Genomic DNA, 14,226 nt, shown 5'->3' on the forward strand with positions numbered 1-14,226 from the left:
CGGTGGTGGCCAACGTCCGACTGGCGCAGGCGGAGCTGCCGGTGCCGCTGGCGCTGGAACCGATCGCCGCGCTCTTCGACTGGCCCGACGACGAACTCGACGAGGCCGACTTCCTCACCGAGATCCTCGACGCCACCGGGGCGCTGCTGCTGCTCGACGTCGCCAATGTGCACGCCAACGCCCGCAACCGCGGCGACGACCCGACCGCGCTGCTCGACCGCCTGCCGTTGGAGCGGATCGCCTACGTGCATGTGGCCGGCGGCGCCGAGGCCGGCGGCTTCTACCACGACACGCACACCGACCCGGTCCCCGCCGAGGTGCTCGACCTGGTCCGGGAGCTGTGCGGCCGGCGGCGCCCGCCGGCGCTGCTGCTGGAACGCGACGGCCACTACCCGCCCGCCGCCGAGCTGCGCGGTGAGCTGGACGCGCTCTCCACCGCGTCCGGCCACCCGGCGGTCACATGAGCGGCGACCTGGCCGCCCGGCAGGCCGAGCTGGTCGCGGCGCTGGTCGCCGGCGGGCCGCTGCCGCCCGGTTTCGCCCCGGCGCCGGTCGAGGCCGCCCGCCGGGCGCTGCTGCGCAAGCGGGCCGGCGACGTGGCCCGGCACTGGCCGCTGCTCGCCGCCGGCCTCGGCGCCGCCTGGCCAACGGTGTTCACCGACTGGGCGGACCGGCGCCCCACGAACGGTTCGCTGCGCGACGGCTGGGACCTGGCCCGCGAGCTGCGCGACCGGGGCACACTGCCGCCGCTGGGCGCGGAGGAACTGGCCGGGCGCGAGGCCGCGGGCCGCTACGACGGCCGCACCGCACCCCGGCCCCGTCGCCTCCCGGCGCTCGCCCGCACCGGCGGCGCCGTCGCGGTCCAGCTCGCCGGTCGGGTACGCCTGCTGCGGCCCGCCCCGCGCTGACAGGTCCGCACCCGATGCGGCAGGATCGGGCGCATGGATCTCGGACTCGCCGATCGGGTGTACGTGCTGACCGGCGCCTCCGGCGGCCTCGGCCTCGCCACCGCCGAGCAGCTCGTCGCCGACGGTGCCCGGGTGGTGATCTCCGCCCGGGCTCCGGAACGGGTGGCCGCCGCGGTGGCGGCGCTCGGCGGGGCGGACCGGGCCATCGGGCTCGCCGCCGACCTGACCGACCCGGGCACCCCGAGCCGTCTCGTCACGGCGGCCCGCGAGCACTTCGGCCGGCTCGACGGCGCGCTGATCTCGGTCGGCGGCCCGCCCACGGGCACCGCCGCGGAGATCACCGACGCCCAGTGGCGCGAGTCGTTCGAGACGGTCTTCCTGGGCAGCGTCCGGGTCGCCCGCGAGGTGGCCGGCGCGCTCACCGACGGCGGCGCGATCGCGCTGGTGCTCTCCACCTCGGTCCGCGGGCCGCTGGCCGGCCTCGGCGTCTCCAACGGCCTGCGGCCCGGCCTGGCCGGTGTCGCCAAGGACATGGCCGACGAGTACGGCCCGCGCGGCGTGAGGGTGGTGAGCCTGCTGCCCGGGCGGATCATGACCGACCGCAACCGGGACCTGCTGGCCGCCGCCGGCGACCCCGACCGGGCCCGGGCCGAGGCGGAGGCCGCGATCCCGCTGGGCCGCATCGGCGACCCCGCCGAATTCGGCCGGGTGGCCGCCTTCCTGCTCTCCCCCGCCGCCGGCTACGTCACCGGGGTGTCCGTACCGGTCGACGGCGGCGCACTGCGCGGCCTGTGAGAGTGTCCCGGTGAGCGACCGTCGCCGTCCCGCGAGCGGGCGGCCCGACCCGGCTCCCGGGGCGGGCACGCCGGCCCGCCGCTACCCGCGGCCCCGCCGGGNCGGCTGCTGCCAGACGTGATCGCGCCCGGTCTCGACGTACTCTTCGTCGGCATCAACCCGGGCCTGTGGTCGGCGGCCACCGGCTGGCACTTCGCCCGGCCGGGCAACCGGTTCTGGCCGGCGCTGCACCGCGGCGGCTTCACCCCGCGACTGCTGCACCCCAGCGAGCAGGACGAACTGCTCGCGATGGGGCTGGGCATCACCAACATGGTGGCCCGGGCCAGCGCCCGAGCCGACGAGCTGACCACCGAGGAACTGCTCGCCGGCGCGGACGTGCTGGCCGCGAAGGTCGAGCACCACCGGCCGCGCTGGGTGGCGGTGGTCGGCGTGACCGCGTACCGGATCGGTTTCGCCCGGCCGAAGGCCGCCTTCGGGCCGCAACCGGAGTTGCTCGGGTCGGCCCGGCTCTGGGTGCTGCCCAACCCGAGCGGCCTGAACGCGCACTTCACCCCGGAGACGCTCGGCGCTGCCTTCGCCGAACTGCGCGCGGCGGTCACCGCCGATTAGTCAGTTGGCGGCGGCGGGCGGCATGGCCTCCTGAGCGACGTACGTGCCCATCGGCACCGTGGTGACCACCGGCTCCGGCTGATCCACCTCGGCGTACGGGGCGGGCGAGTCGGCGACCGCGAACTGGGTGCGGTAGAGCTCGGCGTAGAGGCCGCCGACCGCCACCAGCTCGTCGTGCCGGCCGCGCTCCACGACCCGCCCCTCGTCGAGCACGAGGATCTGGTCGGCGTCGCGCACGGTGGAGAGGCGGTGCGCGATCACCAACGCGGTCCGTCCGGTCAGCGCCACCGACAACGCCCGCTGCACCGCCGCCTCGCTCTCCGAGTCGAGGTGGGCGGTGGCCTCGTCGAGGATCACGATCGACGGGGCCTTCAACAGCAGCCGGGCAATGGCGATGCGTTGTTTTTCCCCGCCGGAGAAGCGGTAGCCCCGCTCGCCGACCGTGGTGTCGAGCCCGTCGGGCAGGGCCCGGACCAGGTCGGCGACCTGCGCGCCGGCCAGCGCCGCCCAGATCTCGTCGTCGGTGGCGTCGGGCTTGGCGTAGCGCAGGTTCTCCCGGATCGTCTCGTGGAACAGGTGCGAGTCCTGCGTCACCACGCCGATCTCGTCACGCAACGAGGCCAGCGTCGCGTCCCGCACGTCGACGCCGCCGACCAGCACCTGGCCGTCGCTGACGTCGTAGACCCGGGAGATCAGCATGGACAACGTCGACTTGCCCGCGCCGGACGGGCCGACCAGGGCCACCACCTGCCCGGGCTCGACGGCGAACGAGACACCCTTGAGCACCGGCTCGTTCACCGTCCGGTCGAGCGTGGCGACCTCCTCCAGCGAGGCCAGCGACACCTCGGCGGCGCTCGGATAGCGGAAGCGCACGTCGCGGAACTCGACCCGGCCGTTGCGGGGCGGGACCGGAACCGCGTCGGGTTTCTCCGCGATGGCCGGGCGCAGGTCGAGCACCTCGAAGACCCGGTCGAACGAGACCAACGCGCTCATCACGTCGACCCGGACGTTGGAGAGCGCGGTGAGTGGGCCGTACAGGCGGGTGAGCAGCAGCGCCAGCTTGACGACGGTGCCGGCGCTGACCGCGCCGGTGACCGCGAGCCAGCCGCCCACGCCGTAGGTCAGCGCCTGGGCCAGCGACGCGACCAGCAGCATCGCCACGAAGAAGGTGCGGGAGTACATGGCGGACTGGATGCCGATGTCGCGCACCCGCTCGGCCCGGTGGGCGAACCGGTCCGCCTCCACCTTCGGCGCGCCGAACAGCTTCACCAGCAGCGCGCCCGCGACGTTGAAGCGCTCGGTCATGGTGGCGTTCATCTTGGCGTCGAGGTCGTACGACTCCCGGGTGATCTCGGCCAGCCGCCGGCCGACCCGGCGGGCCGGGATGATGAAGATCGGCAGCAGCACCAGCGCCAGCACGGTGATCTGCCAGGACAGCACGAGCATCGCCCCGGCGGTGAGCACGAGCTGGATGACGTTGCTGACCACCCCGGACAGCGTGGAGGTGAACGCGCGCTGGGCGCCGAGCACGTCGTTGTTGAGCCGGCTGACCAGCGCGCCGGTCTGGGTGCGGGTGAAGAACTGCAGCGGCATCCGCTGGACGTGGTCGTAGACCCGGGTGCGCAGGTCGAGGATGATGCCCTCGCCGATGCGGGCGGAATACCACCGCTGGGCGAGCGAGAAGAGCGCGTCGACCACGGCCAGCGCGGCGATGATCAGCGCGAGCCGGACCACCGTGGCCCGGGCGTCGGCGCCACCGTCGGCGATCGCGTCGATGACGTCGCCCGCGAGCAGCGGGGTCGCCACGCCGATCACCGCGGCCACGACCACGGTGATCAGGAAGACGACGATGTCGCGCCGGTAGGGCCGGGCGAACGCCACGATCCGCCGGGCCGTGCCGCGCTTGAGCCGGTGGGCGGCGACCTCGTCGCGGTTGCGCAGCGACCTGAGCATGCTCCAGCCGCCCATGCCACCGCCGCCAGCCATCGGGTGGGACACTCGTCACCTCCGGGTCATCGGGCAGCGGAGAACCGTCGGGGTCCATTCTCCCGATGCCTGTGACAACCTCGCGGTCAACCCCGGTCTTCCCGGGCGGTCCCGGCTATTCGCCCCGCCCGGCGAGGTCCCGGATCCGCCGGGTCTGCGCCTCCCGCTCGGCCCGCTGCTGGGCGGCGTGCGACCGTCCGAGCGCGCCGGCCAGCAGCGCCTTGATCTCCACGACCGCGTCCCGGCTGTTGGCCAGCAGGCCGGCCGTCAGGTCGCGCACCGCGGCGTCCAGCTCGCCGGTCGGCACCACCAGCGTGGCCAGGCCGATCCGGTCGGCCTCGGCGGCGTCCATCCGGCGGCCGGTGGCGCAGATCTCCAGCGCCCGCGAGTAGCCGACCAGCTCGACCAGCCGGCGGGTGCCGGCCAGGTCGGGCACCAGGCCGAGGGTCACCTCGGCCATCGAGAGCTTCGCGTCGGCGGCGAGCACACGCAGGTCGCAGGCGAGGGCGAGTTGGAAGCCGGCGCCGATGGCATGGCCCTGCACCGCGGCGACGGAGATCACGTCGGGCCGGTGCAGCCAGGTGAAGGCAGCCTGGTAGTCGGCGATCCGGTCGGCGCACTCCGCCTCGGTGAGCGTGGCCAGCTCGGCGAAGGAGCCCGAACCGGACGCACCGGCGACCGCCAGGTCCAGGCCCGCGGAAAAGGCCCGCCCCTCGCCGCGTACGACGACGACCCGGACGTCACCGGGCAGGTCCCGGGCGAAGGCGCTCATCGCGCGCCACATCGCCGGGGTCTGGGCGTTGAGCACGTCGGGCCGGCACAACGTCACCGTCGCAACCGGCCCGTCGCAGTCGAGTCGCACTCCGGTCGCCTCGGCGGTCACCGGACCACCCGGGGCGCGACGCTGATGGACGACGCTGGGGGGCGGGTCACGCCTTCTTGCGGCGCCGGGCACCGCCGCGCTGACGCAGCTGCACCCCGGACTCGGTGAGCACCCGGTGGATGAACCCGTAGGAGCGGCCGGTCGAGGCCGCGAGCGCACGGATGCTCTCTCCCCCGGTGTACCGCTTTACCAGGTCTTTGGCGAGCGTCTGACGCTCGGCCCCGACGATCCGGCGACCCTTCTCAGTGCTGGTGGCTGTGCCGGTGGCTGCCATGCTGATTCCTCACGTCCCAGACTGTGCGGTTCGGATACGGTCCCACCTATTAGACCGCCTCGGACGATCATGCGCCAGATATCAACTATTCGCCAACCGACACGCTACGCAATGTCAGCTTCCCGATAGAGTGATCCTTTCGGCACCCCGATCCGTACGGAGCACCGTCCGGCGAGCGCATGGCACGATTCCGGCTTCCATTGACGTTCGTCATCCCCTCCGCCTCACTCCGGCGGCCCGAGGGCACCGGTTCGCCCCGACCACGCCGCTCCGGCGAGCCGGCGGGTTCGACGTCGGTCCGACACCGCCGTCGCGGCGTACCGTTGTGGATCTTCCATGGACGCGCGGGCCGGGACGCCGGGCCGTATCGTGCCCGGGATGATCGACCTGATCGCCGCCGCAGCCGGCGCCGCCGGGGTGTTCGCGGCCACCAACCTCGACGACGTCGTCGTGCTCACCGTGCTCTTCGTGGCGGCCCGGCGCAGCGGCCGGCCCCGGCCGTGGCAGATCGTCGCCGGCCAGTACGCGGGGATCGGCGCGCTGGTCGCCGTCGCGGTGGTGGCCGCCGCCGGGCTGCTGGTGGTGCCCGACCCGTGGCCGGGCCTGCTCGGGCTGCTGCCGATCGCCCTCGGCGTCCGCGCGCTGCTGGCCCGACGCGCCGACGACGAGCCGCCGGCGGTGGTCGGCACGCTCTTCGGCGTCGCCGGGGTGACCGTGGCCAACGGCGCCGACAACATCGCGGTCTACGTGCCGGTCTTCCGCGCTCTCGACCCGGTCGCCGGCCTGGTCTGGCTGGTGGTGTTCGCCGTGCTGGTGGCCGTCTGGTGCGCGGTCGCCGCCGCGCTCGGCGGGCACCCCCGGGTGGTGGCGCTGGTCGGCCGCGCCGGCCACTGGCTGGTGCCGACGATCTTCATCGCCATCGGCGCGATCATCCTGCTCACCTCCGGCGTCCTACCGGCCCTCCTCCCCTGACCACCCACCCCGTCGGTGAACGAGAAAGGGGCGGGGTGGGGTCAGGCCAGTTCCACCAGTTCCAGGAGGTCGTCGGACCAGGCGTCCTCGTCGCCGTCGGGCAGCAGGATGGCGCGGTCGGGCTTGAGCGCGCTCACCGCGCCGGGGTCGTGGGTGACCAGCACGATCGCGCCCGGGTAGCGGGCGATGGCGTCGAGCACCTGCTCGCGGCTGACCGGGTCGAGGTTGTTCGTCGGCTCGTCCAGCAGCAGCACGTTGGCGCCGGAGCAGACCAGGGTGGCGAGCGCCAGCCGGGTCTTCTCGCCGCCGGAGAGCACGCCGGCCGGCTTGTCCACGTCCTCGCCGGAGAAGAGGAACGCCCCGAGGATCTTGCGCAGGTCGGTGTCGGTCTGGTCCGACGCGGCGCTGCGCATGTGCTCCAGGATCGTCCGGTCCACGTCCAGCGTCTCGTGCTCCTGGGCGTAGTAGCCGAGCCGCAGGCCGTGCCCGGCGCGTACCTCGCCGGTGTCCGGCTCCAGCAGGCCGCCGAGCATCCGCAGCAGGGTGGTCTTGCCGGCGCCGTTCAGCCCGAGGATGGCCACCCGGGAGCCGCGGTCCACCGCCACGTTCACGTCGGTGAAGATCTCCAACGACCCGTACGACTTGGACAGGCCGGCGGCGGTCAGCGGCGTCTTGCCGCACGGCGCCGGATTGGGGAAGCGCACCTTGGCCACCTTGTCCGACACCCGGACCTCGTCGAGGCCGGAGAGCAGGCGCTCGGCGCGGCGGGCCATGTTCTGCGCGGCCACGGTCTTGGTGGCCTTGGCCCGCATCTTGTCCGCCTGGGCCATCAGCGCCCCGGCCTTCTTCTCGGCGTTGGCGCGTTCCCGGCGGCGGCGGCGCTCGTCGGTCTCGCGTGCCTCCAGGTACGCCTTCCAGCCGAGGTTGTAGGTGTCGACCACGGACCGGGTGGCGTCCAGGAACCACACCTTGTTGACCACGGACTCCAGCAGCGACCCGTCGTGGGAGATCACGATCAGCCCGCCCTTGTGGTTGGCGAGGAAGCCGCGCAGCCAGGTGATCGAGTCGGCGTCGAGGTGGTTGGTGGGCTCGTCGAGCAGCAGGATGCCGCCGCCGTTCTCGCCCGCGTCGCGGAACAGGATCCGGGCCAGCTCGATGCGGCGGCGCTGACCGCCGGAGAGTGTGCCGATGGTCTGCGCCAGCGCGCGGTCGGGCAGGCCGAGGTTGGCGCAGATCCGGGCCGCCTCGGCCTCGGCCGCGTAGCCGCCGAGCGAGGCGAACTGGTCCTCCAGCGCGCCGTAGCGGCGGACCAGCCGCTCGTCGTCGGCGCCCTCGGCGAGCTTGTCCTCCAGCTCCTTCATCTGCGCCATCAGCACGTCCAGGCCGCGGGCCGAGAGCACCCGGTCCCGGCCGGTGACCTCCAGGTCGCCGGTACGCGGGTCCTGCGGCAGGTAGCCGATGGCGCTGCGCCGGTCGATCTGCCCGGCGTACGGCTGCCCCTCCCCGGCGAGCACCTTGAGGGTGGTGGTCTTGCCGGCGCCGTTGCGGCCGACCAGGCCGATCCGGTCGCCCGGCTGCACCCGCAGGGTGGTGTCGGACAGCAGGATCCGGGAACCGGCACGCAGTTCCAGGCCGGTGGCAGTGATCATCTCGGAGTACTCGCTCTCGGGTCCGGAAGGGCTGACTCAGGGCACGCGAAAGCGCCGGCGGGTGGTGTTTCCCGTCGGCGCGGGGCCGTTCAGCCTTCGCAGCGCAGCACGCGAACAAGTGTAGCGGGCCTCCGGAGCCGGTTCCGCCGGATTACCGTGCAAGATCATCGGGTACGGAATCGGCCGTCCGGACCCGGTCCGGTACCGCAACCACCACACACGGACACATCGGTGATCGGGGTCAACATGGAGCTGAATGAGAACGCGCGGATCGACACCAGTCAGGTGGACGACCNGGCCGGGGCGGCATCGTGGGCATCATCATCGCCGTGCTGGTCGCACTGGTGGGTGGCGGCTTCGGCCTCAACGCCGCGACCAACGGCGGCGGTGACGAGCAGGGCGACAACACGTCGCTGGAGCAGAAGTGCTCCGCCCAGGACGCGCTGAAGCAGCTCGACTGCCGCAACGCCCTGTACGTCAACTCGATCCAGGCATACTGGCGCACCGCCATGCCGGAGGTCTTCGGCGAGCAGTACAAGCCCTCGAAGACGGTCTTCTTCAGCCAGAACGTCAGCACCGGCTGCGGCGCGGCCGACTCCGGTGTCGGCCCGTTCTACTGCCCGGCCGACGACCTGGTCTACATCGACCTCACGTTCTACCGCCTGCTCGCCGACCAGCTCGGCGCCGAGGGTGAGTTCGCCCAGCCGTACGTGCTGGCCCACGAGTACGGCCACCACGTGCAGGACCTGCTCGGCACCGAGGCGCAGATGCGCCGCCAGCAGCAGCGCGACCCGCAGAACGCGAACGCGCTCTCGGTGAAGCTGGAGTTGCAGGCCGACTGCTACGCCGGCGCCTGGGCGAAGAACGCCACCGGCACCGCCGACGAACAGGGTCAGAAGATCTTCAAGAGCATCACCGACCAGGACATCCAGCAGGCCATCGACACCGCCGAGAAGATCGGCGACGACGCCATCCAGCAGCGCTCCGGCCGGCCGGTGAACCCCGACGAGTTCACCCACGGCACATCCGAGCAGCGTCGGCAGTGGTTCACCAAGGGCTTCTCCACCGGCGACCCGAAGGCCTGCGACACCTTCGGCGCCGGACAGTAGACCGGGACCGGCTCGTCGGGCCGTCGGCCGCACCGCTGGGACATCGGCGGCGCGGACCGACGGCCNGGGGGTCAGGCGGGCAGCGTCACCTGGCCCGGAGAGGTCCGCTGGGTGGTGGTGCCGTCACCCAACTGCCCCCCGCTGTTGTCGCCCCAGCACCACAGGCCGCCGTCGGTACGGATGGCGCAGGTGTGGTCGGTGGCGGCGGGAACCCCGGTCCAGGTGGTGGCGCTGCCGACCTGGACCGGCGCGGACCGGTGGCTGGTGGTGCCGTCGCCCACCTGCCCGTTCGAGTTGCGGCCCCAGCACCACAGGCTGCCGTCGGTGCGGGACGCGCACGACGTGTCGCCGCTCGCGCCGACCCGGCTCCAGGTGGTGGCGGCGCCGATCTGGACCGGCGAGGTCTGGTAGCTGCCGCTCACGCCCAACTGGCCGTACCCGTTCTCACCCCAGCACCACAGGGCCCCGGACCGGATGCCGCAGGTGTGCGCGTACCCGGCCGTCACGCCGGTCCAGGTGGTGGCGGTGCCGACCTGCGCGGGCGTCGCCGAGGAACCCAGGTTGCCGAGACCGAGCTGCCCGTCCGAGCTGAAGCCCCAGCACCACAGCGTTCCGTCGGTGCGGACGCCGCAGGTGTGCGCGTAACCGGTGGAGACGCTCGCCCAGTTCGTCGCCGTGCCGACCCGCAGCGGGCTGGTCGCGACGTAGGGCGAACTGCCCACGCCCAGCTGCGCGAGCCGGTTGAAGCCCCAGCACCAGAGCGTGCCGTCGGTCCGCACGCCACAGGTGTGCTCGGGGCCGGCGTCGACCCGGGCCCAGGTGGTGGCGGTGCCGACCTGCACCGGCGTGCTGCGGCTGGTGGTGGTCCCGTCACCGAGCTGGCCCCGGAAGTTCGAGCCCCAGCACCACAGCGTCCCGTCCGTCCGGACCGCGCAGGTGTGCCCGGAGCCGGCGTCGACGCCGGTCCAGGTGGCGGTGCCGACCCGCGTCGGGGTGCCCCGGTTGGTGGTGGTCCCGTCACCGAGCTGGCCGCCGTAGTTCGAGCCCCAGCACCACAGTCCCCCGTCGGCGCGGATCGCGCAGGTGTGCGCGCCGCCCGCGGTGACGCTGGTGACCGCCGGGGCGGCGAGCGCCGCACGCTCGACGGGGCTGGCGGTCGCCGTACCCGTCGTCAGCGCGGCGGTGAGCACGAGGCTTCCGGTGCACATCGCCGCCGCGGCGGCGAGAAGTCTGGTCGCACGGCGCCACCGGGCCCGCAGCCGTCCGTCCTGATGTCCGCTCATGAAGTTGTTCTCTCCCAACGATGTCGATCCCTGGATGGCGGACGAAGCTGCCCCGGCGGGTCGCCCGGTGACCCACCACTTCGTGACACCGACCCTATGCATCGGCTCGGCTCGATGCACTATCGACGATCGGGATTGACCGTCTTGATGGGGAACTTTCCTGTTCAGCGGACCAGGATGTGGACCGCGCGGGCGGCGGGGACGGCGGCGACCAGGACCGCGTGCCGGGGTTCCGGCACGTCGAGGAGACGACCGGCACGCAGCGCCGCGAGCGGGGCCAGCCGGCGGTCGGCCAGCACCGTGTCCACCGCCCGCCGATCCCCGCCGCAGACCAGCGTGGTCAGCGTCGCCGCCGCCGGCAGCAGCAGGCGTACGGCCAGTTCGGCGGCGTCGCCCAGGGCCGCCTTCGCCTGGTTGTCGCGCCGCCGGGCGAACCGCTGCTGGGACCAGCCACCCGCGGCGGTGCGACCCTGCACGTACCGGGTGTCCACCTTGGAGACGACCAGGTCGGTGCCCTCGGCGACGCCGACCGCCACCGCGCCCTTGCGCGCCAGTAGCAGGCCGATCCGGCGGGGCGCGGCGGCGACGCCGACGAACGCGGGCAGGTCCGGCGTGGCACGCGCGCCGGGCGGGGCGTGCAGTTCGGCGGTGGCACCGTCCGGGGCGGTGAGCAGCAGCCCGTACCCCTGGACGGTCGTGGTGGGCGGGCCGTGCCGGTCGGCGAAGCCCTCGACCCAGCGCACGACGCGGGCCGGGTCGACCTCGACCCACCGGCCGCCCCCGGCTGCGGGTCGGCTGCTCATGGCACGACGGTACGACACCAGCCGTCCGGCAGGGTCGGCGCGGTTCAGCCGGCCGGGCAAGGGCGACGCGGTTCAGCCGGACAGCAGGGTCGCCACCGCGAGGCCGGCGATCAGGGCGCTGGACACCAGACCGGTGACCAGCCGCCCGCGCGGGCCGGCCAACGCGCGGCAGTGGCCGCACGGACAGGAACCTGCCTCGGGTACGCCTCGATCACCCCGCCATCCTGCGACCCACCGCGCCGCCCCCGCCACCCGATTTCCCTACCCCTGGAGATCCTGGTGCGAACAGGCCCCTCCGGCGCGCTCAACCGGTGGTAGCAACACCTAGAAGCTAGGCCGTACCCAGATTTTGGCAGGGTCCTAGCAAGTGGGACGGCGATCTCGACCGGTGCGATGGGTCAGCCGGCGGCGCCGCCAGGTCGGTGAAGTAGCGGCATCCCTCCGCCGGGAAGGCGCCACTTCGGCGAACTAGCGNGGGATCTCGCCGCCGGGCAATCAGGGTTGGGCAACGGCAGGGCTGGCGATATGACCCAGAGGCATAATAATGCCCGAGAGTCATATCGCGTCGGGAAGGCCGCTTCGCTGGCGCGTCGAGGACGGCAGGGTCCGAGATCTTGGTACGAAAACGTTGAACCCGCCTCCAGGGGCCGTCCCGTACCAAGATCTTCCGTCGAACCGGTGGACAGACGCGTCGGGCGCGGCACCCGGGATGGGGTGCCGNTGAAGCCGAGGGAGCGGAGCTGGTCGCGCCCCTCGTCGGTGATCTTGTCGGGGCCCCACGGCGGCAGCCAGACCCAGTTGATCCGGATGTCGTTCACCAGGCCGCCACCGGGGCCGGTGGTCAACGCCTGCCGGGCCTGGTCCTCGATCACGTCGGTCAGCGGGCAGGCCGCCGAGGTCAGCGTCATGTCCAGCGTGGCGACGTTGTCGTCGTCCACGTGGACGCCGTAGACCAGCCCCAGGTCGACCACGTTGATGCCCAGCTCGGGGTCGACGACGTCCTTCATCGCCTCCTCGATGTCGCCGAGGGCGGCCTTGCCGCCGGCCGGCGTGGCCGGGTTGTCGGTCGCCACCGCGCCGCTCTCCGGCGTCGTGGTGATGTCCTCGTCGCTCATGCCGCCCCCTCGCTCCGCTCGGCGCCGGCACGGGCCGCCGCGCTGTGTTGGTGATTCGTCTTCGGCTCGGGGCTCACGCCCACCCCGGCGCGCGCCGCGGCGTCCTTGAACGCCATCCAGGACAGCAGCGCGCATTTCACCCGGGCCGGGTAGCGCGCGACACCCGCGAACGCCACCCCGTCTCCGAGTACGTCCTCGTCCGGCGTGACCTGGCCACGCCCGGACATCAACTCGACGAACGCCTCGTGCACCACGGTGGCGTCGCCCGCGTCCCGACCCCGCAGCAGCTCGTGCAGGATGCTCGCCGACGCCTGGCTGATCGAGCAGCCCATCCCGTCGTACGAGATGTCGGTGAACACGGTGCCGTCGGTCGCCACCCGGACGGTGATCTCGTCGCCGCAGGTCGGGTTGACGTGGTGCGCCTCGCCGACCCGCGCGGCCGGGTCCGTCGCGTCCCGCAGGCCACGGCCGTGCGGGTGCTTGTAGTGATCCAGGATGATCTCCTGGTAGAGAGAATCAAGTTGCATCACGCGAACACCTTCCGCACCTGCTCCAGGCCCGCCACCAGGGCGTCGACCTCCGCGGTGGTGGTGTAGAGGTAGAACGACGCCCGCGTCATGGCCGGCACCCCGAAGCGGGCGCACACCGGCTTGGCGCAGTGGTGCCCCACCCGCACCTGTACGCCGAGGGAGTCGAGCACCTGCCCGACGTCGTGCGGGTGCACGTCGCCGAGCGCGAACGAGATCGTCCCACCCCGGCCGACCGGCACGGTCGGACCGAAGATCCGCAGGCCCGGCACGGTGGCGAGGGCGTCCAGCGCGTACGCCGTCAGCTCCTTCTCGTGCCACTGGATCGCCCGCATCCCGACGCCGGTGAGGTAGTCCACCGCCGCGCCGAGCGCGACCGCCTCGGCGATCGGCGGCGTGCCCGCCTCGAACCGGGCCGGTGGCGCGGCGAACGTCGACCGCGCCATCGTCACCGTCTCGATCATCGATCCGCCGCCCGCCACCGGGGGCATCGCGGCGAGCAGCTCGCCCCGACCCCAGAGCACACCGATGCCGGTCGGACCGCACATCTTGTGCCCGGTGAAGACGATGAAGTCCGCGTCGAGGTCGACCACGTCGATCGGCAGGTGCGGCACCGACTGGGAGCAGTCGAGCAGCAGCAGCGCACCGACCTGACGGACCCGCTCGGTGATCCGCGCGGTGGCGTTGACCGTCCCGAGGATGTTCGACGTGTGCACCAGCGAGACGATCTTCGTCCGCTCGGTGACCAGGTCGTCCAGGCCCGACTCGTCCAGCCGGCCGCCGTCGGTGACCGGGAACCAGCGCAACGTCGCGCCGGTGCGCTCGGCCAGCAACTGCCACGGCACGATGTTCGAGTGGTGCTCCATCTCCGAGATCACGATCTCGTCGCCGGGGCCCAGCCGAAACCGGGGGTCGGCGTCCGCGCGCAGCGAGGCGTTGGAGAACGCGTACGCCACGATGTTGATCGCCTCGGTGGAGTTCTTGGTGAACACCACCTCGTCCACGCTCGGCGCGTTGACGAACGCGGCGATCTTCGCCCGCGCCCCCTCGTACGCCTCGGTCGCCTCGGTGCCCAGCGTGTGCACCGAGCGCGACACGTTGGCGTTGTGCATCGCGTAGTGCTCGGTGAGCACGTCGAGCACCTGCCGCGGCTTGTGCGAGGTGTTGGCGCTGTCCAGGTAGACCAGCGGGTGGCCGTTGACCTCCCGGTCCAGGATCGGGAAGTCGGCCCGCACCGCCGCCACGTCGAAGCGGGGCACGTCGTCGTACTGCGGCATGCCCGCCGGGATCGCGATGGAGGTCATGTCAGGCTCG

At 72.9% G+C, this 14,226-nt stretch carries 13 protein-coding genes and 2 pseudogenes; 6 read left to right on the forward strand and 9 right to left on the reverse strand.

Annotation, left to right across the window (positions count from 1 at the left end; translation table 11 throughout):
• The 4 genes from B1205_RS31570 to mug form a co-directional block, all read left to right on the forward strand.
• A partial coding sequence (locus B1205_RS31570) for a multinuclear nonheme iron-dependent oxidase (RefSeq protein WP_254909951.1) occupies nt 1–464 on the forward strand: 464 nt, incomplete at its 5' end.
• Entirely contained in the window at nt 461–907 is a 447-nt protein-coding gene (locus B1205_RS14615; RefSeq protein WP_089156115.1) for a hypothetical protein, read from the forward strand. The genes B1205_RS31570 and B1205_RS14615, both read left to right, overlap by 4 nt.
• Nucleotides 908–940: 33 nt before the next feature.
• Nucleotides 941–1,702, forward strand: a complete 762-nt coding sequence (locus B1205_RS14620) for an SDR family oxidoreductase (protein ID WP_089156116.1) — start codon at nt 941–943, stop codon at nt 1,700–1,702.
• 105 nt (nt 1,703–1,807) lie between these two features.
• On the forward strand, nt 1,808–2,311 hold the full coding sequence (gene mug, locus B1205_RS14625; RefSeq protein ID WP_176308605.1) for a G/U mismatch-specific DNA glycosylase: 504 nt from the start codon (nt 1,808–1,810) through the stop codon (nt 2,309–2,311).
• Here the strand turns inward: mug and B1205_RS14630 are convergent, their stop codons facing one another.
• From B1205_RS14630 to B1205_RS14640, 3 genes are all read right to left on the reverse strand, one after another.
• Nucleotides 2,312–4,297, reverse strand: a complete 1,986-nt coding sequence (locus tag B1205_RS14630; protein WP_176308598.1) for an ABC transporter ATP-binding protein — start codon at nt 4,295–4,297, stop codon at nt 2,312–2,314.
• 115 nt (nt 4,298–4,412) lie between these two features.
• A complete protein-coding gene (locus B1205_RS14635) occupies nt 4,413–5,180 on the reverse strand; it encodes an enoyl-CoA hydratase/isomerase family protein (protein ID WP_089156118.1) in 768 nt (255 codons plus the stop codon).
• Nucleotides 5,181–5,226: 46 nt separating this feature from the next.
• The gene (locus B1205_RS14640) at nt 5,227–5,454 is read right to left on the reverse strand and encodes a helix-turn-helix domain-containing protein (protein WP_007072022.1); all 228 of its coding nucleotides are present in this window, start codon (nt 5,452–5,454) and stop codon (nt 5,227–5,229) included.
• A 378-nt stretch (nt 5,455–5,832) separates the two neighbouring features.
• Between B1205_RS14640 and B1205_RS14645 the strand changes: the two genes are divergently transcribed.
• Nucleotides 5,833–6,426 carry a cadmium resistance transporter gene (locus B1205_RS14645; protein WP_176308599.1) on the forward strand — a complete coding sequence of 198 codons (594 nt, stop codon included), beginning with the start codon at nt 5,833–5,835 and terminating at the stop codon, nt 6,424–6,426.
• 41 nt (nt 6,427–6,467) lie between these two features.
• Here the strand turns inward: B1205_RS14645 and B1205_RS14650 are convergent, their stop codons facing one another.
• Entirely contained in the window at nt 6,468–8,075 is a 1,608-nt protein-coding gene (locus B1205_RS14650) for an ABC-F family ATP-binding cassette domain-containing protein (RefSeq protein ID WP_089156119.1), read from the reverse strand.
• Between the two features lie 246 nt (nt 8,076–8,321).
• On the opposite strand from B1205_RS14650, the pseudogene ypfJ reads away from it, so the two are divergent.
• Nucleotides 8,322–9,184 (forward strand): annotated as a pseudogene (gene ypfJ / locus B1205_RS14655) (KPN_02809 family neutral zinc metallopeptidase).
• Nucleotides 9,185–9,255: 71 nt separating this feature from the next.
• On the opposite strand, the gene B1205_RS14660 reads toward ypfJ, so the two are convergent.
• From B1205_RS14660 to B1205_RS14685, 5 genes and pseudogenes are all read right to left on the reverse strand, one after another.
• Entirely contained in the window at nt 9,256–10,467 is a 1,212-nt protein-coding gene (locus tag B1205_RS14660; protein ID WP_089156120.1) for an RCC1 domain-containing protein, read from the reverse strand.
• 164 nt (nt 10,468–10,631) lie between these two features.
• Nucleotides 10,632–11,270, reverse strand: coding sequence for an acVLRF1 family peptidyl-tRNA hydrolase (locus B1205_RS14665; protein WP_089156161.1), 639 nt, complete (start codon nt 11,268–11,270; stop codon nt 10,632–10,634).
• A 722-nt stretch (nt 11,271–11,992) separates the two neighbouring features.
• Nucleotides 11,993–12,385: pseudogene (locus tag B1205_RS14675) on the reverse strand (metal-sulfur cluster assembly factor); the annotation flags it as partial.
• Entirely contained in the window at nt 12,382–12,912 is a 531-nt protein-coding gene (gene sufU, locus B1205_RS14680) for a Fe-S cluster assembly sulfur transfer protein SufU (RefSeq protein WP_089156122.1), read from the reverse strand. The gene sufU and the pseudogene B1205_RS14675, both read right to left, overlap by 4 nt.
• Entirely contained in the window at nt 12,912–14,216 is a 1,305-nt protein-coding gene (locus B1205_RS14685) for a cysteine desulfurase (RefSeq protein WP_089156123.1), read from the reverse strand. The genes sufU and B1205_RS14685 overlap by 1 nt, the downstream gene beginning before the upstream one ends.
• Nucleotides 14,217–14,226 lie beyond the last annotated feature (10 nt).

Origin of the sequence: Micromonospora sp. NBS 11-29 (genome assembly GCF_002140155.1) — a bacterium.
Classification (GTDB): Bacteria; Actinomycetota; Actinomycetes; order Mycobacteriales; family Micromonosporaceae; genus Micromonospora.

Coding starts and splice junctions, on each gene's coding strand:
- B1205_RS14615 (WP_089156115.1), top strand. CDS start 461: ATGAGCGGCGACCTGGCCGCCCGGCAGGCCGAGCTGGTCGCGGCGCTG.
- B1205_RS14620 (WP_089156116.1), top strand. CDS start 941: ATGGATCTCGGACTCGCCGATCGGGTGTACGTGCTGACCGGCGCCTCC.
- B1205_RS14630 (WP_176308598.1), bottom strand. CDS start 4,297: ATGGCTGGCGGCGGTGGCATGGGCGGCTGGAGCATGCTCAGGTCGCTG.
- B1205_RS14640 (WP_007072022.1), bottom strand. CDS start 5,454: ATGGCAGCCACCGGCACAGCCACCAGCACTGAGAAGGGTCGCCGGATC.
- B1205_RS14645 (WP_176308599.1), top strand. CDS start 5,833: ATGATCGACCTGATCGCCGCCGCAGCCGGCGCCGCCGGGGTGTTCGCG.
- B1205_RS14650 (WP_089156119.1), bottom strand. CDS start 8,075: ATGATCACTGCCACCGGCCTGGAACTGCGTGCCGGTTCCCGGATCCTG.
- B1205_RS14660 (WP_089156120.1), bottom strand. CDS start 10,467: ATGAGCGGACATCAGGACGGACGGCTGCGGGCCCGGTGGCGCCGTGCG.
- B1205_RS14665 (WP_089156161.1), bottom strand. CDS start 11,270: ATGAGCAGCCGACCCGCAGCCGGGGGCGGCCGGTGGGTCGAGGTCGAC.
- sufU (WP_089156122.1), bottom strand. CDS start 12,912: ATGCAACTTGATTCTCTCTACCAGGAGATCATCCTGGATCACTACAAG.
- B1205_RS14685 (WP_089156123.1), bottom strand. CDS start 14,216: ATGACCTCCATCGCGATCCCGGCGGGCATGCCGCAGTACGACGACGTG.